Annotated in this window: 24 protein-coding genes; 11 read left to right on the top strand and 13 right to left on the bottom strand. The window is 64.7% G+C overall.

From position 1 onward, the window contains the following. Positions 1 to 10: 10 nt before the first annotated feature. The 5 genes from V7Q53_RS03850 to V7Q53_RS03830 are packed head-to-tail and all read right to left on the bottom strand — an operon-like array spanning position 11 to position 2,113. Positions 11 to 727 carry a flagellar hook-basal body complex protein gene (locus V7Q53_RS03850; RefSeq protein WP_333827057.1) on the bottom strand — a complete coding sequence of 239 codons (717 nt, stop codon included), beginning with the start codon at positions 725 to 727 and terminating at the stop codon, positions 11 to 13. A 3-nt stretch (positions 728 to 730) separates the two neighbouring features. After that, positions 731 to 997 carry a flagellar biosynthetic protein FliQ gene (locus tag V7Q53_RS03845; protein ID WP_333827056.1) on the bottom strand — a complete coding sequence of 89 codons (267 nt, stop codon included), beginning with the start codon at positions 995 to 997 and terminating at the stop codon, positions 731 to 733. Positions 998 to 1,000: 3 nt separating this feature from the next. Continuing rightward, complete coding sequence (gene fliE, locus V7Q53_RS03840; protein WP_333827055.1) at positions 1,001 to 1,300, bottom strand: flagellar hook-basal body complex protein FliE; 300 nt, start codon at positions 1,298 to 1,300, stop codon at positions 1,001 to 1,003. 34 nt (positions 1,301 to 1,334) lie between these two features. Further along, the gene (gene flgC, locus V7Q53_RS03835) at positions 1,335 to 1,736 is read right to left on the bottom strand and encodes a flagellar basal body rod protein FlgC (protein WP_333827054.1); all 402 of its coding nucleotides are present in this window, start codon (positions 1,734 to 1,736) and stop codon (positions 1,335 to 1,337) included. Positions 1,737 to 1,747: 11 nt separating this feature from the next. After that, entirely contained in the window at positions 1,748 to 2,113 is a 366-nt protein-coding gene (locus V7Q53_RS03830; protein WP_333827053.1) for a FlgB family protein, read from the bottom strand. Between the two features lie 99 nt (positions 2,114 to 2,212). On the opposite strand from V7Q53_RS03830, the gene V7Q53_RS03825 reads away from it, so the two are divergent. Then, on the top strand, positions 2,213 to 3,523 hold the full coding sequence (locus V7Q53_RS03825) for a FliI/YscN family ATPase (RefSeq protein ID WP_333827052.1): 1,311 nt from the start codon (positions 2,213 to 2,215) through the stop codon (positions 3,521 to 3,523). Positions 3,524 to 3,596: 73 nt separating this feature from the next. Here V7Q53_RS03825 and V7Q53_RS03820 read toward each other — a convergent pair whose 3' ends face one another. From V7Q53_RS03820 to purE, 5 genes are all read right to left on the bottom strand, one after another. Next, a complete protein-coding gene (locus tag V7Q53_RS03820; RefSeq protein WP_333827051.1) occupies positions 3,597 to 5,645 on the bottom strand; it encodes an OmpA family protein in 2,049 nt (682 codons plus the stop codon). A 247-nt stretch (positions 5,646 to 5,892) separates the two neighbouring features. Further along, the gene (locus V7Q53_RS03815; RefSeq protein ID WP_333827050.1) at positions 5,893 to 7,143 is read right to left on the bottom strand and encodes a saccharopine dehydrogenase family protein; all 1,251 of its coding nucleotides are present in this window, start codon (positions 7,141 to 7,143) and stop codon (positions 5,893 to 5,895) included. Positions 7,144 to 7,181: 38 nt separating this feature from the next. Then, on the bottom strand, positions 7,182 to 8,276 hold the full coding sequence (locus V7Q53_RS03810) for a carboxynorspermidine decarboxylase (RefSeq protein ID WP_333827078.1): 1,095 nt from the start codon (positions 8,274 to 8,276) through the stop codon (positions 7,182 to 7,184). A 248-nt stretch (positions 8,277 to 8,524) separates the two neighbouring features. Next, positions 8,525 to 9,592, bottom strand: a complete 1,068-nt coding sequence (locus tag V7Q53_RS03805) for a 5-(carboxyamino)imidazole ribonucleotide synthase (RefSeq protein WP_333827049.1) — start codon at positions 9,590 to 9,592, stop codon at positions 8,525 to 8,527. Next, on the bottom strand, positions 9,585 to 10,073 hold the full coding sequence (gene purE, locus V7Q53_RS03800; RefSeq protein ID WP_333827048.1) for a 5-(carboxyamino)imidazole ribonucleotide mutase: 489 nt from the start codon (positions 10,071 to 10,073) through the stop codon (positions 9,585 to 9,587). Before purE ends, V7Q53_RS03805 begins: the two co-directional genes overlap by 8 nt. Positions 10,074 to 10,201: 128 nt before the next feature. Between purE and V7Q53_RS03795 the strand changes: the two genes are divergently transcribed. Next, positions 10,202 to 10,678 carry a bacterioferritin gene (locus V7Q53_RS03795; RefSeq protein ID WP_333827047.1) on the top strand — a complete coding sequence of 159 codons (477 nt, stop codon included), beginning with the start codon at positions 10,202 to 10,204 and terminating at the stop codon, positions 10,676 to 10,678. Between the two features lie 3 nt (positions 10,679 to 10,681). Here V7Q53_RS03795 and V7Q53_RS03790 read toward each other — a convergent pair whose 3' ends face one another. After that, a complete protein-coding gene (locus V7Q53_RS03790) occupies positions 10,682 to 10,900 on the bottom strand; it encodes a YdcH family protein (protein ID WP_333827046.1) in 219 nt (72 codons plus the stop codon). A 213-nt stretch (positions 10,901 to 11,113) separates the two neighbouring features. Between V7Q53_RS03790 and V7Q53_RS03785 the strand changes: the two genes are divergently transcribed. Then, positions 11,114 to 11,527 (top strand): Hsp20 family protein, encoded by a 414-nt coding sequence (locus V7Q53_RS03785; RefSeq protein WP_333827045.1) that lies wholly within the window; start codon positions 11,114 to 11,116, stop codon positions 11,525 to 11,527. A gap of 12 nt (positions 11,528 to 11,539) precedes the next feature. Then, a complete protein-coding gene (locus V7Q53_RS03780) occupies positions 11,540 to 11,761 on the top strand; it encodes a DUF1150 family protein (protein WP_333827044.1) in 222 nt (73 codons plus the stop codon). A gap of 90 nt (positions 11,762 to 11,851) precedes the next feature. On the opposite strand, the gene V7Q53_RS03775 is transcribed toward V7Q53_RS03780, so the two are convergent. Then, entirely contained in the window at positions 11,852 to 12,361 is a 510-nt protein-coding gene (locus tag V7Q53_RS03775; protein ID WP_333827043.1) for a DUF1643 domain-containing protein, read from the bottom strand. Positions 12,362 to 12,478: 117 nt separating this feature from the next. Here V7Q53_RS03775 and V7Q53_RS03770 point away from each other — a divergent pair, with 117 nt between their 5' ends. The 4 genes from V7Q53_RS03770 to V7Q53_RS03755 all read left to right on the top strand — a co-directional run bounded on the left by V7Q53_RS03770 (position 12,479) and on the right by V7Q53_RS03755 (position 18,128). After that, complete coding sequence (locus V7Q53_RS03770) at positions 12,479 to 14,788, top strand: Tex family protein (RefSeq protein WP_333827042.1); 2,310 nt, start codon at positions 12,479 to 12,481, stop codon at positions 14,786 to 14,788. A 201-nt stretch (positions 14,789 to 14,989) separates the two neighbouring features. Next, positions 14,990 to 16,360, top strand: a complete 1,371-nt coding sequence (locus V7Q53_RS03765) for an MFS transporter (protein WP_333827041.1) — start codon at positions 14,990 to 14,992, stop codon at positions 16,358 to 16,360. Next, a complete protein-coding gene (gene mepA, locus V7Q53_RS03760) occupies positions 16,336 to 17,232 on the top strand; it encodes a penicillin-insensitive murein endopeptidase (protein WP_333827040.1) in 897 nt (298 codons plus the stop codon). The genes V7Q53_RS03765 and mepA overlap by 25 nt, the downstream gene beginning before the upstream one ends. Then, on the top strand, positions 17,229 to 18,128 hold the full coding sequence (locus V7Q53_RS03755; RefSeq protein ID WP_333827039.1) for an esterase-like activity of phytase family protein: 900 nt from the start codon (positions 17,229 to 17,231) through the stop codon (positions 18,126 to 18,128). The genes mepA and V7Q53_RS03755 overlap by 4 nt, the downstream gene beginning before the upstream one ends. Before the next feature lie 35 nt (positions 18,129 to 18,163). Here the strand turns inward: V7Q53_RS03755 and smpB are convergent, their stop codons facing one another. After that, positions 18,164 to 18,637, bottom strand: a complete 474-nt coding sequence (smpB, locus tag V7Q53_RS03750) for an SsrA-binding protein SmpB (RefSeq protein WP_333827076.1) — start codon at positions 18,635 to 18,637, stop codon at positions 18,164 to 18,166. Between the two features lie 152 nt (positions 18,638 to 18,789). Between smpB and V7Q53_RS03745 the strand changes: the two genes are divergently transcribed. The 3 genes from V7Q53_RS03745 (at position 18,790) to V7Q53_RS03735 (ending at position 20,367) form a co-directional block, all read left to right on the top strand. Continuing rightward, a complete protein-coding gene (locus tag V7Q53_RS03745) occupies positions 18,790 to 19,086 on the top strand; it encodes an I78 family peptidase inhibitor (RefSeq protein ID WP_333827038.1) in 297 nt (98 codons plus the stop codon). Positions 19,087 to 19,347: 261 nt separating this feature from the next. Then, on the top strand, positions 19,348 to 19,689 hold the full coding sequence (locus tag V7Q53_RS03740; RefSeq protein WP_333827037.1) for a DUF2794 domain-containing protein: 342 nt from the start codon (positions 19,348 to 19,350) through the stop codon (positions 19,687 to 19,689). Positions 19,690 to 19,716: 27 nt separating this feature from the next. Then, positions 19,717 to 20,367, top strand: a complete 651-nt coding sequence (locus tag V7Q53_RS03735; protein WP_333827036.1) for an RluA family pseudouridine synthase — start codon at positions 19,717 to 19,719, stop codon at positions 20,365 to 20,367. Positions 20,368 to 20,464: the final 97 nt, after the last annotated feature.

The raw sequence follows: 20,464 nt of genomic DNA, 5'->3' as shown, positions 1-20,464 counted from the left end.
GGATATTCCTTTATTTTCCAAGTGTCTGGACGACCGCGCGCACGCGCTCATCCTCACGTTCGAGAAATTTCTGGCCCATCTCATAGGCGCGCTGAATTTCGATCATCCGCGCCATTTCGGTGATCGGGTTGACGTTGCTTTCTTCCAGAAAGCCCTGATGCAGGCTGGTGTCATCCGCCGGAACCAGCTCTCCCTGCGCCTCAAGCAGCGTGCCGTGCGCGCGGCGCAGCATGGAGGGGTCTTCGGGGCGCATCAGCCCAATCCGGCCCAGGGGCTGGTCTGCGGCCGAAATGGTGCCATCCCGCCCGATGTTGATGCCGCGCGCATCGGCGGGAATGAAGACCGGCGCACCCGCGGCATCCAGCAGGCGAAAGCCGTCGGCAGTGACCATCTCACCCTGGGCATTGGTGATGAAATGACCGCTGCGCGTAAGCCGGTCACCCTCAGGGGTCTCGATGACGAAAAAGCCATCGCCCTCAATCGCCAGGTCCAGCGCGCCGCCGGTCTGCGCCAGTGTGCCCTGTGTCAGATAGGTCTGCCGGGCATTGGCTGCGGCCATCGACAGCGGAGCTTCGACGCCGCCCAGATTGCGCATGTATTCGGTAAAGATCACACCCTCACGGCGGTAGCCGGTGGTGGAGAGGTTGGCGACGTTATGCGCCAGAACCTGCATTTCGCGCAGCAGGCCGGACTGGCGGGTGAGGGTGGTGAAAACGGGATTTCCCATTGCTCAGCTCCCCACCACAAGCGGAAGGATCTCGGCATGGAAGTATTTGACCAGCATGCCGGACATGAAGCTCATGGAGACCCAGAATACGGCCAGCATGGCGATGATCTTGGGCACGAAGGTAAGCGTCATCTCCTGTACCGAGGTGAGCGCCTGAACGAGCCCCACGCCAAGCCCGGCAATCAGTGCCGCGCCCAGCATCGGCGCGGCCATCACAACCGAAACCCACAGGCCCTGGCGAAGAATGTCGAAAAAGGCGACCTCGTTCATGGCTCAGACCGGCATGCGCAGGATTTCGAGATAGGCCTCGACCACCTTGTCGCGCACCGCGACAGTCGTTTCCACGGCAAGCTGCGCCTCCGAGAGAGCCGCAACGAGCGCATGCGGGTCGGCATCGCCCAGCATCGTATCGCGGGAGGTGGTTTCGGCACTTGCCAGCACCTGTGCGAAATTCTCGGCAAATTGCCCGGCGGTGGTGCGGGGCCCGGATTGTTGCCCGGCCATCGGGTCTGGTGCTGTCAATGGCCGGGCTGCGCCGTAGGACCGGGCGGCGAGGTTGGCATTCAGTTCCATTCTGGACACTCCTTGGTTTCAGGGGACGCCGGTTTCAGCGCCGTAGCAGTCCGATCAGGCTTTGCGACATTTGCCGCGCCTGATCGAACATTCTGAGGTTCGCCTCATAGGATCGCTGCGCTTCGCGCGCGTCGGCCATCTCGATCATCAGATCGACATTCGAGCCGTCGTAATGGCCGCTTTCATCGGCCAGGATATGCCCGGGGTCATAAACCCGGGGCAATTCGCTGTGATCGAGCGCCATGGTGCCTGCCCTCACGCCCGAGGCCTGCCCCCAGCCCTCGCCATTCAGGCGCGCGCTCTCAAACGGGATAGTCTTGCGGCGGTAGCCGGGCGTATCGGCATTGGCGATATTCTCGGAGACGTGGCGCAGGCGGCTCGATTGCGCCTGCATGCCGGAGGCTGAGAGGGCAAGGGTGCGGGAAAGATCAGTCATCTGCGATTCCCCTACTTGCCGAGGCTGCTGCGCAGCAGGTCACGCGCCATCGAATAGATGCCCAGTGCCAGCTCATGCTGCTGTCTGGTTTCGACCCCGCGCATCATCTCGTATTCCAGCGAGACGGTGTTCCCGTTCGGCGCGCGGCTTACAGGGTCAGCATCGGTGCGGAAAAAGGCGTTGGGGTTCTGCGGCAGCCGTCCGGCGCCGCTTCTGTCATCAAGGCGCTGGAAATAGTCACTGAACGCGATGGCGTCCCGGGCCTGATACCCCGGGGTATCGGCATTGGCGATGTTCTGCGCGATGGCCTGCTGGCGGGTGCCGGCATGCGTTGCAAATGCCTGCGCCATGCGCAGGACTTCCAGACTGTCGAACATAGGGCTTCTCCCTTGGCTGGCTTACACGAAGCTTTAAGGCTGATTCGTTTAGAAACCGTAATCGGGCGTCACCACGGCGCACGATGATGGAGAAACCTCATGTCTGTTTTTGATCCGCTGCTGGCCGAGATCACTGAAATCCGCACCATCCGTCATTTCGGGCGCATCATCGAAACGCGGGGCGGCACATTGCTTGCCCAGGGGCTGTCAACGCATTCCCGGCTGGGGGACAGGGTGATGGTCCATGGCCGTGAAGGCCAGACGCTGGGCGGCGAAATTCTGGTTCTGGGGCCGCAGGGCGCCGAAATTCTGGCCGAAGGGCCGGTAGAGGGGTTTTCGATCGGCGACCGGGTGGAGCATCTGGGGCGCAACCAGATTGCCCCCGCCGACGGCTGGATCGGCCGCGTGATTGACCCCTACGGCATGCCGCTGGATGGCCGCCCGCTGGCGCGTGGCGCCAAGCCCCGACCCCTTCGCGCGCCGCCGCCGCCCGCCGCGCAGCGCAAGCGGTTGGGGGGGCGGCTGGCGACGGGGCTGGATGCGTTCAACACGCTGCTACCGGTTGTGCGCGGTCAGCGCATCGGGCTTTTCGCGGGTTCGGGCGTGGGCAAGACCTCGCTTCTGGGGGATCTGGCGCGCGGGGTGGAGGCGGATGTGGTGGTGCTGGCGCTGGTGGGCGAGCGCGGGCGCGAGCTGCGCGATTTCATCGAGGAGGTGCTGGGGCCAGAGGGGTTGGCGCGCTCGGTCGTGGTGACCGCCACCTCGGATCTGTCACCGCTGGCGCGCAGGCGGGCGGCATTGACGGCGATGGCGGTTTCCGAACATTTCCGCGAGGAGGGGCGGCATGTGTTGCTGCTGTGCGATTCGATCACCCGTTTTGCCGAAGCGCACCGCGAAATCGCGCTGGCGGGCGGCGAGGCGCCCAGCCTGCGCGGCTTCCCGCCGTCAACCGCGCATCAGATCATGGCACTGGCCGAGCGCGCTGGCCCCGGCCTGAACGGCGAGGGGGATATCACTGCCGTTTTCACCGTGCTGGTGGCGGGTTCGGATATGGATGAGCCGGTCGCCGATATCCTGCGCGGGGTGCTGGACGGGCATGTGGTGCTGGACCGCGCGATTGCCGAGCGCGGACGCTTTCCGGCGATTGACCTGCTGCGCTCGGTCTCACGCAGCCTGCCTGCGGCGGCCACGCCGGGCGAGAATGCCTATATCGCCGAGGCGCGGCGGCTGATCGGCGCCTATGAACGCGCCGAGATGATGGTGCAGGCCGGGCTCTATGCCCATGGATCAGACCCGCTGACGGACCGGGCGATCAAGCTGTGGCCCCGGCTGGACGCGTTCATGGCGGGCAGGGGGGCTGCGCATGCGGGTGAGAGTTTCGGGCGGCTGCGCAAGATGCTGGAGGGGTAAGCGCTGCCGGGGAATTAGGTTTGCATCAAAGGTCAGGGGCGCGATGGCGCGCCCCTGAAGCGTCTTGTTCAGATCAAAGGCCCAGCAGCGGCGATATCCGCCGGATGGCCACGCGCCGGTTTCGCTCTTCGGCTGCAGCGGTGGGTATCCGCAGATGGCGCTCGCCATAGCCCTGAATCACAAGATTTTCGGGCGGGATGACGAAGAACTCGGTCAGCGCCAGCGCAACCGATTCGGCGCGCCGGTCGGACAGCGCCAGATTGTAGGACGCCGCGCCGGTGGCATCGGTGTAGCCCTCGATCAGGAAAAGCTCGCGCGGGTTCTGCGCGATCAGTTGCTCCATCAACCGGCCAACCTGCGCCAGCTTGGGGGCCTCTTCGGCCCGCACATTGGCGCGGTTCGTCTCAAAGGTGATGGGGTCGGGGCTGAGCACCGGCACCAGTTCGCGCACTTCGCGCAGCTCACGGATCTGGCGCAGGGTGAAAGAGCGGTCCAGCGCCCTTGCATCGGCCTCGGCCTCATACAGCAGAGCCAGCGCCAGTTCGGGGTCGGTGCGCTGCGAGATGCGCAGCTCCCGTGTGCGCGGAGGCGGCAGGGTCGAGATAACGACCGGCTCGACATCGCGCATGTCATCGACCAGCGGGATCGATGTGCCATCAGCAAGGATGCGCTCCCGCACCAGCAACCGGCCCGTCGCATCGCGGATGGTGACAATGCGCGAGCCATCCTCGCGCTCCCACCGGGTCAGGGTGGAGCCGTCTTCATACCGCTCAATCCGCCGCTGCGACCCTTCCTGACGCAGGATGGCATCGTCATCGCGCCAGACCGCATAATCACCGGCATTATCCATGACCACCACGCGCTCGTCGGAACGGGCCACGACACGGTTCTGGCTGACGATCATGCCGACCGCCAGGGCACCCAAGGCAACCAGCCCGGCGCGTTCCAGATCGCGGCGGTTGTCACTGCGGGCTTGTCCGGCATCGAAATCCATCGCAAAGCGCGAGTCGAAATCATCGCGGCTGGTGCGGATTTCATCGGCGGTGACCTGATCTTCGGTCACATCGCTGGCCCCGGCTTCCTCCTCTGCGGCGCGCTCGCCGCGCCGTTCCCGGCGAAGCGCTGCGGCGGCGCGTGAGCGCTCGACGTCAGGCTGTTCGCGTGTTTCTTCCGCTTCGGGAAGCTCGAGCATCGCGCCCAGAACCGAGACGGCAGAAGACACTTCAGGGGCCTCCATCAGGCGGTCGAGGGCGCTTTGCTCGTCGGCGTCAAGTTCGCGCGGCGCTTCGTCGCTGGCCACGAATTCTTCAGCCGGGGCGTCTTCGACGATCAGTTCGGGCTCTTCTTCCGCCAGCGCTTCCGCGTCTGCGCGCAGGCGCTCACGCTCTGCCCGACGGTTGCGACGCACTTCGGCTGCGGCTGCGGCTTCTTCCGAGGACGCGGCCTCAGCGGCAGGTGCTTCGGCTTCGTCAGAGGGGGCTTCGGCGGAGGGGGCCTCCGCTTCCGGCTCTTCCGCGATCTCCGCTTCCGGTTCGGAAGAGGTCTCTTCAGCGGCGCTTTCTTCAGCTTCCAGTGCTTCCCGAAGCCGCGCTTCTGCTTCCGCCTCGGTTTCAGTCTCTGCCGCCGCTTCTTCCGCAACGTCAGCTTCTGCTTCGACCTCTGCCTCTGCTTCGGCCTCTACCTCCGGAACTTCTTCCTCGGCAACTGTCTCTTCTTCTTCAGCCGCGGCGTCAGCTTCCGCCCAGCCAGCCTCCTCAGCCTCGCTGGCTTGCGCCGTCTCGGCTTCGACGAAACGCTGTTCACTCTCCTGATCAATCACCGCACTGGCCTGCACCAAGGCCGAGCGGGCCTGATCAAGCTGCGCCGAATCATCAAAGACCGTGTCAGGATCCTCGAATATCATCTCGCAACGAGTCCGCTCGAGATCGGCGGCGCAGTCAATCACAAGGTCACTGATCTGATCGCAGCTTGCCGCCGAGGGGGCATCGACACAGGCCTGAACCGAGGGCACGAACATTGCCTCGCCTGCGCCCGAAGTAAATGATTGCGCAGCGACCTTCAGGGGCGCCATGGCCAGACAAAGCCCCAGCGCCGTCGTTGCGTAGAAATTTGTGCGCGACATCATCAGTCTCCTGTTACTGTGCGAGAGCGAAAGAGGCCGGGACACGGGCATCCGTTCTTTCCAGGCACCAGAACCTCCCCCGGGACAATTCACACAGACAGAACGCGCAAACAGCCGCCTTCGTTCCGCAGCAGCAGCGCTTTTCGGCCGGTCGAGCCGGTTCCCTGCTCGGTCTGCGTAGGGGGCGGGGGGCGCAAGCGCCGCTGAAGGATACCGCCACCCCCGGAAGGGCGGCGGTATCAAGGGTTCAGGCGTTCCAGGCGCGGTCGCCGAGCGCGTCTTTCACGCGGGTGGGCAGGCCGATACGGTCGAGGATCTCAAAAAACGGCTTGGGGTCAAGCTCTTCGACATTGACCATGGTGCCGGTGTCCCAGACACCATTCGCGATCAGCATCGCGGCGGCGACCGGGGGCACGCCAGCGGTATATGAAATCCCCTGACTGCCGACCTCCAGATAGGCCTCTTTATGGTCGGCCACGTTATAGACGAAAACCTCCGCAGGCTTGCCGTCTTTCGTGCCCTTCACCAGCGTGCCGATGCAGGTTTTGCCGGTGTAATCCGGCGCAAGCGAGGCGGGGTCAGGCAGCACGGCCTTGACCACTTTCAGCGGAATGACCTCCAGCCCCTCGGCGGTTTTCACGGGCTGCTCCGACAGCAGGCCAAGGTTTTTCAACACCGTGAAAACATTGATGTAGTGATCGCCAAAACCCATCCAGAATCGGACATCGGCATGCGGGTAGTTGGCCGCCAGCGAATGCACCTCGTCATGGCCGGTCATATAGGCTTTCTGCTTGCCCACCACCGGCAGATCCCACTCCTTGCCAACCTCGAACATGGTGTTGGTCTGCCATGTGCCGTTTTGCCAGGAATACACCGTGCCGGTAAATTCGCGGAAATTGATCTCCGGATCGAAATTGGTGGAGAACCAGCGCCCGTGCGAGCCTGCGTTGATATCGACGATATCAATCGACTCCACCTGCGGCACGAAGGTGTCGATGCCGAAGCGGGCAAAGGCATTGACCACGCCGGGGTCAAAACCCACCCCCAGAATCGCCGTCACACCCTTTTCAGCGCAAAGCTCGCGGCGCTTCCACTCATAGTTGCCGTACCAGGGCGGCGTCTCGCAGATCATGGCGGGGTCTTCGTGGATGGCGGTGTCCATATAGGCCGCGCCCGTTTCAAGGCAGGCCTCCAGCACGGTCATGTTCACGAAGGGCGAGCCTACGTTGATCACGATCTGCGCCCCGGTCTCCCGGATCAGCGCGGCGACGGCGGCACTGTCCATGGCATTGACGGCATGGGCTTTGAGAACGCCCCCCTCGGCCTCGGCGGTCTTCATGGACCCCTTTTCGCGGATCGAGGCAATGATTGCCTCGCATTTGGCAAGCGTGCGGCTGGCGATATGAATATCCCCCAGCACATCATTGTTCTGCGCGCATTTATGCGCAGTAACCTGAGCCACGCCCCCGGCGCCGATGATGAGTACGTTCTTTTTCATTTCACCCATGTGCCTCCATGCGGTTTGGGATGATCGATTCAGGAAAGAGCGGCGGCGAAATCGTCATAACCGAAGTCGCGCACCAGACGGATGGTGCCATCAAGCTCGCGCAGCGCGATGGACGGCATCTTGACGCCGTTGAACCAGTTTTTCTTGACCATTGTGTAACCCGCCGCATCCTGAATGGACAGGCGGTCACCGGGTTTCAGCGCCTCGGGAAAGCGGAATTCACCAAAGATATCACCGGCAAGGCAGGATTTTCCGCAGATCATCCATTCCTCCGGCCCCTCATCGGGCAGGATTTTGGCGGACTGGCGATAGATCAGAAGGTCCAGCATATGCGCTTCGGTCGAGCTGTCGACGATGGCCAGATGCTTGCCGTTGAACAGCGTGTCCAGCACCGAAACCTCCAGCGTCGCCGCGCCCGTAATCGCCGCCTCGCCCGGTTCCAGATAGACCTGCACCTCGTTTTCCTCGGCAAAGCGTTTCAGGCGCGCCGCCAGTTTCTCCAGCGGGTAACCCTCGCCGGTGAAATGGATGCCGCCGCCCAGACTGATCCATTCCATCTTGCGGATCAGAAAGCCGAAACGCTGCTCGATATGGCCCAGCATCCGGTCAAAGCGGTCAAAATCGGCGTTTTCACAGTTGTTGTGGAACATGAAACCGGAAATGCGGTCCGCCACGGTGGCGATCCGCTCGGGGTCATGCTCGCCCAGCCGCGAGAAGGGGCGCGCGGGGTCGGCCAGATCGAAATCCGAGGTCGAGACACCCGGGTTCACCCGAAGCCCGCGCACATGGCCTGCGCTTTGTGCGTCAAAACGTTCAAGCTGACTGATCGAATTGAAGATGATCTTGTCCGAATGCGCCAGCACCTCGCCGATCTCATGATCGGCATAGGCCACCGAATAGGCATGCGTTTCGCCGCCGAATTTCTCATGACCCAGCCGCACCTCGAACAGCGACGAACTGGTTGTGCCATCCATATATTGCGCCATGAAGTCAAAGACCGACCATGTCGCGAAACACTTCAGCGCCAGAAGCGATTTCGCGCCCGAATGCTCGCGCAGCCAGGCAATTTTGTCCATGTTCGGCTTTAGCCGCGCCTTGTCGATCAGATAGTAGGGGGTTTGCAGCATCTCGGGCCCTCCCGGGGGTCAAGGGGTCTGAGGAGCGATTCACTCGCGCGGGGCTGATATAGGCATACCCCACCCCAAACAACAGTTTTCTGACAGAATCGTCGTCAGTGGCATGGCAGGGCAAGGAAAAGCCCTCGCCCCTTCATCTTGCCGGAAATACGCCCCGGGGGCGGCCGAAGGCCGGCGGGGGCAGGCAGCCCCCGGCGTTGCAGGGGGCCTCGATGGCCCCGTGCAACGCCCCCCCTCTACCGCATTATCCGGTTCACATGACCCATCTTCCGGCCCGGCCGGGCCGCGCCTTTGCCATAGAGGTGAAGCTGCACATCCGCCGTGCGCGCCAGTTCCGGCACCCGGCGGATATCCTCGCCGATCAGGTTCTCCATCACCACATCGACATGGCGCGCGCCATTCCCCAGCGGCCAGCCCGCCACGGCGCGGATATGTTGTTCAAACTGGTCCACGGCGCAGCCCGCCTGTGTCCAATGGCCAGAGTTATGCACCCGGGGCGCGATCTCGTTCACCACAAGCCCGTCGCCCGCCACAAACAGCTCCACCCCCATCACGCCCACATAATCCAGCGCGTTCAGGATCTTGCCGGCCAGCAGCACGGCGTCCATGCGCTGCGACTGGCTCAGCTGTGCGGGCAGGGTGGTGGTGCGCAGGATACCGTCTTCATGAACATTCTCGCCGGGGTCATAGCAGGCAACCTCGCCGGACAGCCCGCGCGCGGCGATGACCGATACCTCACGCTCGAAGGTCACGAACCCCTCCAATACCGCCGGGGCGCCCTGCATCGCCGCCAGCGCGGCGTCGGCCTGACCCTGGGTCATGATCCGCGCCTGTCCCTTGCCGTCATAGCCCAGCCGCGCGGTCTTCAGGATCGCGGGGGTGCCGATCCGCTCAAGCGCTGACGCCAGCGAGGCGGCGTCGGCCACCGGCGCGAAGGGGGCCACGCGCAGGCCCAGCCCCGACAGAAACTGCTTCTCGGTCAGCCGGTCCTGTGACACGGCCAGCGCCTGCCTGCCGGGCCGCACCGGGCGCAGGCTTTCCAGCAGGTCCAGTGTCTGCGTCGGAATATTCTCGAACTCATAGGTGATGACATCGACTGACTGCGCGAAAGCGCGCAGCGCGCCCTCGTCATCCCAGCCCGCCGTGGTCACGCTATGCGCCACATCGCCTGCGGGCGGCTGCGGTGCGGGGTCATAGACATGACAACGCAGGCCCAGCCTGCTGGCCGCGACTGAGAGCATGCGGCCCAGTTGCCCGCCGCCCAGAATGCCGATCACCGCGCCGGGTTCCAGCGGTTCAGTCATCGCGCGGCTCCTCGGGGATGGAGGCCGAAAGCTCGGCGCGCCATCTGTCCAGCCGTTCGGCCAGTGCCGCGTCCTGCAACGCCAGTATCTGCGCCGCCATCAGCCCGGCATTGGCCGCACCGGCCGCGCCGATTGCCATGGTGGCGACCGGGTAGCCCTTTGGCATCTGAACGATGGAATAAAGCGAATCGACACCGGACAGCGCCTTGGTCAGCACGGGCACGCCGATCACCGGCACCCGCGTTTTTGACGCCATCATGCCGGGCAGATGCGCAGCCCCGCCCGCGCCTGCGATGATCACCTGAAGCCCGCGCTCCACGGCCGAGCGCCCGTATTCCCACAGCCGGTCAGGCGTGCGGTGGGCCGAGACGATCCTTGCCTCATGCGCGATGCCCAGCTCATCAAGCACCTGCGCCGCTTCGCGCATGGTCGGCCAGTCAGACTGGCTGCCCATGATGATTCCAACCCTGACCGCCGTCATCCTGCCCTCGCCCGTCATCTGCCGTAATTTGTGGGTGTCACTATACCGGCGCAGGGGGTGGGTGCAACGTGGCTTGCGGAACGGTTTGGGCGGGCTGGCGTTGGTTGGGCAGGTACAAGGAGTTTGTCATGTCCAACGATGCCACCCTGAAAAACCTCAACAAGGCCCTTCAGATGGAGCTGAGCGCGGCGCATCAGTACCAGCTGCATGCCCATACCCTTCAGGACTGGGGGCTGGAGAAGCTGGCCGCCCAGATGCGCGAAGAGATGGCAGAGGAGATCGGCCATTCCGACCGCTTCATCGAGCGCATCCTGTTTCTGAAGGGCGAGCCGGTGATGGCGTTTGACAAGAAGCCCAAACGCGCGGCCAAGCTGGTGGATATGTTCAAGGCCGATCTGAACGATGAGGAAGAGGCGATCACCTTCTACACCAAGGCCGCAAGTCAGGCCGGTGAAGTGGGTGATATCGGCTCGCGCAGGTTGTTTGAGGGGATCGTGCTGGAGGAAGAGGGCCATAAGGCATGGCTGGAGTTGCAGCTGGACCTGATCAAGCGGCTGGGCGAAGCGGTTTACAGCGCCCGGTTCATCGGTGGTGACGCGGTCTGAGCGTCAGGCGATGATGTCCGGCGTCAGTTCATCCTCGATCCGGGCGATCTGGTCCTTGAGCGCCAGTTTGCGCTTTTTCAGCCGGATCATCGCCAGCTGATCGGAGGTGCCGCGCTCGGCCATGGCGGCGATGGCGTCGTCAAGGTCGCGGTGTTCGCGTTTGAGCACCCCCAGCTTTACCCGCAGCACCTCTTCGTGGTTCAGTTCGTGCGGGGCATTCATATCCGTCTCGCCTGTTGGAAGTCCTTGGTGCAGCTTACCGCTTTTTCCAGTCTTGGCAAAGCTTTCAGCGATCCTGAACCGCTGGTGTGCGTCGCATGACCGGCCCGCGGCACCCCTCTTGCAGGCGGGCTTTTTCCTGCCCATATTTCCCTTATGCCCGGTCTGCTGCCCAAGCGGGGGCCGGGTGCGGTGTCGCTGTCACAGGGCCTGAACATGACCAAGTTTGTCTTCCCTTCCCACCCGCTGCTGCTGGGTTTTGAGCCGCTTGAGCGACTGGTTGAGCGGACTGCGCGCGCCGGTGCTGATGGCTACCCGCCGTTCAACATCGAAGTGACCGAATGCGGCGAATACCGGATAACGCTGGCGGTGGCCGGTTTCGGTGAAAAAGACATCGCCATCACGCTGGAGGACCGCCAGCTTGTCATCCGTGGCCAGCAGGATGACCCGGGGGCAGAGCGCGTCTTTCTCCATCGCGGCATCGCCACGCGCCAGTTCCGCCGTGTGTTCGCGCTGGCCGAAGGGGTGGAGGTGCTGGGCGCCGGGCTGGAGAACGGGCTTCTGACGCTGACCCTGCAACGGCAGGAGCCTGACCCGGTGGTGCGCTCCATCCCCATTACCCGCCGGTAAAAGGAGGATTGAATGAATAACGCCCATCCTGATCTCTCAGACGCGCGGGTCGCCTATATCCGCGAAGTTCCGGTAGATACCCTGCCCGAGGCTGTCCGCGACAGGCTGGAGGGCGCGCAGCAGGTCTATGGCATCCATGCCGAGGCGGGGAAATGCATTGCCCTTGCCCGGGATCGCAGGCTGGCCTTTGCCGTTGCCCGCCAGAATGATCTTGCCCCGGTCAGCGCGCATTGATCCGCGCCAGCGCAAAAGCGTCACCCCGAAATCGCGATTACGCAATCGCGTTGCAAGCGCCTTTTCAAGGCGCTTTGCGTGGCGCGGGGTTCAGCCCTCCCACGGGACGGGCTGCTGATCGTAGCCGATATAGAGCGGGTGCTTCGGGTGCCCGGCCTTGCTAAGCCCCAGATGATACAGCCGCTGCCCCGTGCCGCGCAGCAGCGCCTCCACCGCCGGGCCGCGCCCCAGATGCGCCCCATGCGTGCCCCAGGCGCAAAGCACCCGGTCAGCCCAGAGCGCACTCTCGGCAATCGCCGCGTCATTGCCCGGCCCCACCGGATCAGCCTGCGCGCGCATCACCTTGGGGTCGGTCGCGCGATAGGCAAAGATGTTGCACACCCGGAATGCGCCGAACCCCAGCGCGCGCGCCCTGCGTTCGCAGCGCTCCACCGTGGGGTCATTCTGCACCTCGGTCGCCGTGGAGGGGTTGAGCATGACAAACAGCGCCTTTGGCCCGCCGGGGTTCCAGATGCGGGTCAGCGTATAGCGGTAGTTCTGGCATGGCGAATACAGCGCCGTGCTGGCCGCATCGCCCTTGAGATGTTCGCGTATGATCATGGCCCGTCTCTAGCGCATTTCCGCCGCGCTGCACCAGCCTTCCGCCAGCCCCTTGGCGCGGGGCGGCTGAAAGGCTAGGGTCGGCGCCCGTTTGCCAGAAGAAGGCCCGCCAGCACCATGTCCCAGCCCCCCGCCCTGCGCATTCCGCGCCAGATTGCCACTGAAATCAGCGCGCGCCCGGATCAGGTCAGCGCTGCCATTGCCCTGCTGGATGAGGGTGCGACCGTCCCCTTCGTGGCGCGCTACCGCAAGGAGGCCACGGGCGGGCTGGACGACAGCCAACTGCGCACGCTGGCTGAGCGGCTGGGCTATCTGCGCGAGATGGAGGCACGGCGCGCGACGATTCTCGAATCGATCCGCACACAGGGCAAGCTGACCGGCGCGCTGGAAAGCGCCATCGCCGGGGCGGAAACCAAGGCGGTGCTGGAAGACCTTTATCTGCCCTACAAGCCCAAGCGCCGCACCAAGGCGATGATCGCGCGCGAAAACGGGCTGGAGCCCTTGGCCGATGCCATTCTGGCCGACCGCGCTGCCGATCCGCAGGCGCTGGCCATGGGATTTCTGTCCGAGGTGGTGGTGGATGTGAAGGCCGCGCTGGAGGGCGCGCGCGAGATCATCGCCGAGCGTCTGGCCGAGGATGCCACCCTCAAGGCGCAGCTTCGTGCGCATATGCAAGCGCATGCGCTTCTGTCTTCAACGGTGGTGCCGGGCAAGGAATCTGAGGGCGCGAAATTCGCCGATTACCACAGCCATTCCGAAAAGCTTGCCACCACACCCAGCCACCGTGCGCTGGCCATGATGCGGGGCCGCAACGAGGGGTTTTTGTCGCTCGATCTGCTGATCGACCCCGATGCCGCGCCCGGTGACAGCCCTGCCGAGCGCATGGTGAAAGCCGCGCTGGCGGCGCATGGCAAGGGCGCGGGCGATCTGTGGCTGGCGCAGGTGGCGGGCTGGGTCTGGCGGGTGAAGCTGAAACTGTCCCTCACCATTGATCTGATGACCGACCTGCGCGAACGCGCCGAAGCCGAGGCGATCCGCGTTTTCGCCCGCAACCTCAAGGATCTGCTTCTGGCCGCCCCGGCCGGTGCCCGCGCCACCATGGGGCTTGACCCTGGCATCCGCACCGGCGTCAAGGTGGCGGTGATCGATGCCACCGGCAAGGTGGTCGATACCGCCACCGTCTATCCGTTCCAGCCGCGCATGGATGTCGAGGGCACGCTGGCCACGCTCGCCGCACTGGCGCGCAAGCACGCGGTCGAGCTGATCGCCATCGGCAACGGCACCGCCAGCCGCGAGACCGATGCGCTGGTGGCCGAGCTGATCAAGCGCCTGCCCGCGCCGCGCCCCACCAAGGTCGTGGTGTCCGAGGCCGGGGCCTCGGTCTATTCGGCATCCGAGCTGGCCTCGCGCGAGTTTCCGGGGCTGGATGTCTCGCTGCGTGGCGCCGTTTCCATCGCGCGGCGGCTGCAGGACCCGCTGGCGGAACTGGTCAAGATCGAACCCAAGGCGATCGGCGTGGGCCAGTATCAGCATGACGTGAACCAGAGCCTGCTGGGCAAATCGCTGGACGGTGTGGTGGAAGACGCGGTGAATGCCGTGGGGGTTGAGCTGAACACCGCCTCCGCCCCCCTTCTGGCGCGGGTCTCCGGGCTGGGGCCGGTGCTGGCCGAGGCTGTGGTATCGCACCGCGATGCCAACGGCCCCTTTGCCAACCGCAAGGCGCTGCTGAAGGTGGCGCGGCTGGGGCCGAAAGCGTTTGAACAGGCGGCAGGGTTCCTGCGGATCCGCAATGGTGACGAGCCGCTCGATGCATCCAGCGTGCACCCTGAGGCTTACGGGCTGGTGCGGCGGATCGTCAAGGCGGCGGGGCGCGATGCGGCGGCCCTGATGAAAGATCCCGCGCCCCTGCGCCAGCTGGAACCCGCCGAGTTTACCGATGAGAAATTCGGCCTGCCCACCGTGCGCGACATCCTCGCGGAGCTCGAAAAACCGGGCCGCGACCCGCGCCCGGAGTTCAAAACCGCGACCTTTACCGAGGGTGTGAACGAGATCCGCGACCTGAAACCCGGCATGTCGCTGGAAGGCACGGTCACCAATGTCGCGGCCTTCGGTGCCTTTGTCGATATCGGCGTGCATCAGGACGGGCTGGTGCATGTCAGCCAGTTGGCCGACCGCTTCGTCAAAGACCCGCATGAGGTGGTCAAGGCGGGCGACGTGGTGCGCGTGCGGGTGGTCGAGGTGGATGTGGCCCGCAAACGTATCGGGCTGACCATGCGAAAGGATAACGTGGACACAAAGCCTGAGCGCAGCATGAAGGACGCACCGAAAACCCGCAGCCCCAACCGCACCAGCGCGGGCCCCGCCGCGCAGCCCTCGGCCCCCGGCGGGCTGGGCGCGGCACTGCTGGACGCGATGAAGAAACGCTGAGAACAAACGCCGGGAAGAAACACTGAACCCGCGTTCATCTTGCCACAAATACGCCGGGGGGTGAGCCGCGCAGCGGCGAGGGGGGCTGGCCCCCCTGCGCCCTCGCCCCGGGCGCGTCAGATGAATATTGCGTAACGGTGCAATTCCCCGCTTGCCAGTCTCAGGCGCTTGGGGCTTGATCGGCGCAAACAGGGGGCGCGCATGTCGGAAGTCCGCAATTCCAAACGCATCTGGGGCTGGTGGTGGTTCGACTGGGCCAACCAGCCCTACAACACGCTTCTGCTGACTTTCATCTTCGCCCCCTATTTTGCGGCCTCGGTGGCGCCTGACCCGGTGACGGGGCAGGCGCTCTGGGGTTGGATGAATTTTGCGGCTGGTGTGATGATCGCCCTTTTCGCGCCCATCCTCGGCGCGATTGCCGACAATACAGGCCCCAAGCGGCCATGGATCATGTTCTGGTCGCTTCTCTATTTCATCGGCGCCTGGGCGCTGTGGTGGGCCGTGCCGGGCGCGGATTCATCCACGATCTTCTGGATTCTGGTGGCTTTTGGCGTGGGTATGGTGGGGCTGGAATACGGCATCATCTTTACCAATGCGATCCTTCCCACGCTGGGCAGCAAGGCCGAGATCGGGCGCATATCGGGTTCGGGCTGGGCGTTTGGCTATCTGGGCGGGCTGGCGGCGCTGGTGGTCATGCTGCTCTTTCTGGCCGAGAACGAGCAGGGGGTCACGCTGATCGGGCTTGCGCCGCTCTTCGGGCTGGAAGCTGCAGCGCGGGAGGGCACGCGCTCTGTCGGCCCCTTCACCGCGCTGTGGTATCTGGTCTTCATCATCCCCTTCTTCCTGTGGGTGCGTGAGCCAAAAAGGCAAAAACCCGTCAGCCGCGATGTGGTCAGGGCGGGGCTGCGCGAACTGGGGCACACGCTGAAAAGCCTGCCGGGGCAAAGCAGCCTTCTGGCCTATCTGCTGTCGAGCACGTTCTACCGCGATGCGCTCAACGGGATTTACGCCTTTGGCGGCATTTACGCGGCCGGGGTTCTGGGCTGGTCGATCATCCAGATCGGCGTGTTCGGCATTCTGGCGGCCAGCGTCGGTGCGGCGGGCTGCTGGTTTGGCGGGCGCTTTGACCGGCGTTTTGGCCCCAAGCCGGTGATCATTGTCTGCATTCTGGTGCTGATCACGGTCTGTGCCATCATCATTTCAACCGACCGCAGCATGATCCTGTTCTTCCCGGTCGAGGCCGCATCAAACGCGCCGGACATCCTGTTCTACTTCTGCGGCTGCATGATCGGCGCTGCGGGTGGCGCGGTGCAGGCTGCCTCGCGCACCATGATGGTGCGTCAGGCCAATCCCGCGCGCATGACCGAGGCCTTTGGCCTCTACGCGCTGTCGGGCAAGGCGCTGTCGTTCATGGCGCCGGGGCTGATTGCGCTTGCCACGACTGTAACCGGCAGCCAGCGTCTGGGCGTTTCCCCGCTTATCGGGCTTTTCCTGATCGGTCTGGTGCTGTTACTCTGGGTCAAACCTGAAGGAGAGAACCCTCACGCATGGGAACCCGAACACGCTGCCTGATCGCCGCCGCTTTGCTTGCACTTCCGTTTCCGGCCGGTGCCCAGAACCTGGCGAACCAGTTGTTCGGTGCGCATGCCATGCCCTCGCTGGCGCAGCCGCAGGCCTATGGCAGCTATGCGCGCGGCTGTGCCGACGGGCTGGTAGCCCTGCCCGAAAGCGGGCCGACATGGCAGGCCATGCGCTTGTCGCGCAACCGCAACTGGGGCCATCCTGAGATGATCGCCTATCTGCAGGATCTGTCGCGCGCGGCGGTGCAGATCGGCTGGCGGGGGCTTTATATCGGCGATATCAGCCAGCCGCGCGGCGGGCCGATGACCTCGGGCCACGCCAGCCACCAGATGGGGCTGGATGCCGATATCTGGATGCTGCCGCCCGGGCGGCTGGACCTGACACGCACCGAGCGTGAAAACCTCAGTTCCATTTCCGTGCGCACTGAGGATCAGCGCAATATCAACAGCAACTGGACCGCGCAGCACCATGCCCTTCTGCGCGCCGCCGCCAGCGACCCGCGGGTGGACCGCATCTTTGTTGCCGCCGCCGTCAAGATCGAGATGTGCCGCACCGCAACTGCCGCTGATACGCCGTGGCTGCAACGCATCCGCCCCGTTGTCGGGCACAATTATCATTTTCATGTGCGGATGCGCTGCCCGGTCGGGTCGCGCCATTGCGAGACCCAGACGCCCACGGTGGCCGAGCTGTCGAACGGTGGCAATGGCTGCGATGACACGCTGATGTGGTGGGTGACCGATTTCCTGAACCCGCCCCCGCGGACCGAACGGACAGAGCCCGCGCCGCCGCGCCAGCGCCATCCGCGCGAATTCACGCTGGCCGATCTGCCGGGCCAGTGTTCCGAGGTGGTTCGGTCGCAATGAAGATCTGGCGCGCGATTTTGATGGCCCTTGCCATCAGCGCCGCGCCCGCTTTGGCGCAGGACGCTGCTGCCCCTGCGCCGCCCCCTCCCGCACCGCAGGTGCTGTCGCAACTGTTCTGGCAGGCCAGTGATGCGCGGCTGCAACGTTTCACGGGGATTGATACCGATGACGGGGTCGCCGTGATCATGGTGACCGATGAGGGCGTACTGGCGCAGGGGCGGCTGGAGCGCGCGGGTGACGGGCGGATCACCGGGGTTCAGCCGCAGCAGATCCGCTATCTGCGTGATCCTGACGGGGCGCCGCTGACCGGCCCCCGGCGCAATGCTCAGGCAGTCGCTCTGGGTGACGGCGGGCGCATTTTTGTGGCCTTTCAGGGATATGGCCGCGTTCTGGCCTATGCCGCACCAGACGCGTCGGCGACACAACTTGCAGGGCATCCCGATTTCGCTCGCCTCACTGTCGGAGCTGGCCTGACGGGGCTGGCCGTCAGTCGTTCAGGCGTGCTTTATGCCATTCCTGAACGCGCGGCGCGGATGACCTATGGCACCCCGTCCTATCACTTCTGGAACGGGGAATGGGCGGGCAGTTTCCGCCTTCCGGCTGACGGGCAGTTCCATCCGGTGGGCGCCGATATCGGCCCCGACGGGCGGCTTTACATACTGGAGCGCGAGCGCGCCGCCGAGGGGCGCCGGGTGCAGTTGCGCCGCTTCATCCTTCAGGGCAGCCGCATTGATGCCGGAACGGTGGTGATGCGCAGCGCCTTCGGGCAGTTCAGCGATCTGTCCGGCGTCTCAGTCTGGGGAAGGGGGAACGGGCCGCTGCGGGCGCTGATGACCGGCTATGCGCGCGGACCCGGCGCGCGCAGCGAGATTGTCGAACTGTTCTTGCCGCGCTGACCATGCGCGACCCGAACGCGGCGCGATAACCCGCGTCAGCCGTGCTCCTTGAGCAGGCGATGCTTCTGGCGGTCCCAGTCGCGCTTGGCCTCGGTCGCGCGCTTGTCGGCCAGCTTCTTGCCTTTGGCGACGCCGATCTTCAGCTTCACCAGCCCGCGATGGTTGAAATACATCACCAGCGGCACCAGCGTCATCCCGTCCTTCGCCGTCGCCGCCCAGAGGCGTGACAGCTCTCGCTTGCCGACCAGAAGCTTGCGCTTGCGCCGCTCCTCATGGCCCCAGGTTTTTGCCTGCTGAAACGGGGCGATGTAGCCGTTGATCAGCCACAGCTCGCCGTTTTCCACGCTGGCGTAGCTTTCGGCGATATTCGCCTGACCTGTGCGCAGCGATTTCACCTCCGAGCCCATCAGGATGATTCCGCATTCGAGATCGCTTTCGATAAAGTAATCGAAGCGCGCCCGACGGTTCTCGGCGATGATCTTGTAGTTGGGGTCTGATTTCTCGGCCATTGCCGCCAGATAGGCGTTCGGCTGGCACCTGTCCAGTGCTTGCGCCATTTGTGCGGATCGGTCATCGTCACGAGGTGGTATTTTCTCAGAGGGTCCGGCCCATGCGTTTCATTGCCTTGCTTGCTGTGTGTAGTTTGCTGGGGGGCTGCGTGATGCCCGAACCGGCACCCTCCCCCTATCCGGTCGTGCGCCCGGTTCCCCAGCCTGCGCCGCACCCGACCAACCCGCGCCCGCTTCCCCCGCGTCCGGTCCAGCCTGAGCGCGAGGGCTGCGATGCGAGCCGGTATCAGCATATGGTGGGCGGCCCGCTGCCAGACCCCTTCCCGCGGCGCGGGACTGTGCGGGTCTATCGCTCGGACATGTCAGTAACGATGGAGTATGACCCGAACCGCCTGAATGTCGAAATCGACCCGGCGACGCGGCGGATTGTGACGATCCACTGCGGCTGACAAGGCGCGGGCGATCTGCGCGCCGATCCGGATGCCCCGGGGCCGGGACATCCGGACGCGCCCCGCTTCGCCAGATCCGGCCCGGTTGGGGGCCCGGGCCTCTCTGCCGGCGGCACAGGCGTTACGGTTCTGCCGGGATACGCCCCGATACGGGCAGGGCTTCGGCGCGAATCAGACGGCAGGCGGGTCATTTGATGTTTTTTTGACGGTTGCCCCGCGAACCGCTTGATTTACGCGCTCTTCGGCGGCATTTTTTTGGATATGAACGTCCAGTCCTTCGTGTCTGCATCCTCATCTGTTCCGGACTGCGTCAGTTTCGACCGGCGCGAACTGGGGGCGATCCTGTCGGTCTATGGCCGGTTTGTGGCGGCGGGCCTCTGGCGGGACTATGGCATTTCATGCCTGCGTGAGCGGGCGGTGTTCAGCATGTTTCGCCGTGCCGCCGAAAACCCGCTTTACCGCATTGAAAAGATACCGAAACAGCGGCTCCGGCAGGGGCTATATGCGCTCTATGGGCCTGAGGGGCAGGTGCTCAAACGCGGTGCGACGCTGGCGCAGGTGCTGGCCCCGCTTGAGCGCAAGCTGATCCGCACGCTGGACTGAGCCGGGCAAGGCGCGGTAAGGGGCGCCATGAACACATTCATCTATACCCCGCCGCAGGAGCCGCTGACGATCCTGCATGCCGATGACGACATCGTCGTGACCGACAAGCCCGCAGGGCTTTTGTCGGTGCCGGGGCGCGGGCCTGAGCGGGCCGATTGCCTGATCGGGCGGATGCGCGCGGAATTCCCGTCGGTCCTGCTGGTGCACCGGCTGGATCTGGATACGTCGGGCGTGATCGTCTTTGCGCTGACGGCGCAGGCGCAGGTGCATCTGGGGCAGCAGTTCGAGAAGCGGCGCACGCAGAAGCGCTATGTCGCGCTGGTCAGCGGCCATCCGGTCGAGGCACGCGGGCAGGTTGATCTGCCGCTGATCGTGGACTGGCCCAACCGGCCCCGCCAGAAGGTGTGCCATGAGACAGGCCGCCCGGCGCAGACCGACTGGCGGGTGCTGCGTCAGGAGGGGGAGAATGCGCGGATGCGCCTGACCCCGGTCACCGGGCGCAGCCATCAGTTGCGGGTGCATATGCAGGCGCTGGGCCATCCGATTCTGGGCGACACCCTTTATGCCAGCGGTGCGGCGGCAGACCGGCCCCGGCTGATGCTGCACGCCGAGGAACTGCGGCTGACGCATCCGGCGACGGGGGAGAAGATGGCCTTTCGCGCGCCCGTGCCTTTCTGAAAAGCCCGCGCCCTTCTGAAAAGCAAGTGCCCTTCTGAGAAGCGGGTGAGGACGCGCCTTCGAAGGCGCTTTTCCCGCGTCACAGGGGCCCGGGTGC

The organism is Pararhodobacter sp. (assembly GCF_036802785.1).
In the GTDB taxonomy this organism is placed as follows: domain Bacteria; phylum Pseudomonadota; class Alphaproteobacteria; order Rhodobacterales; family Rhodobacteraceae; genus Pararhodobacter.
The sequence above is the reverse complement of the archived record's forward strand: the minus strand, read 5'-3'. Positions and strand labels throughout refer to the sequence as shown.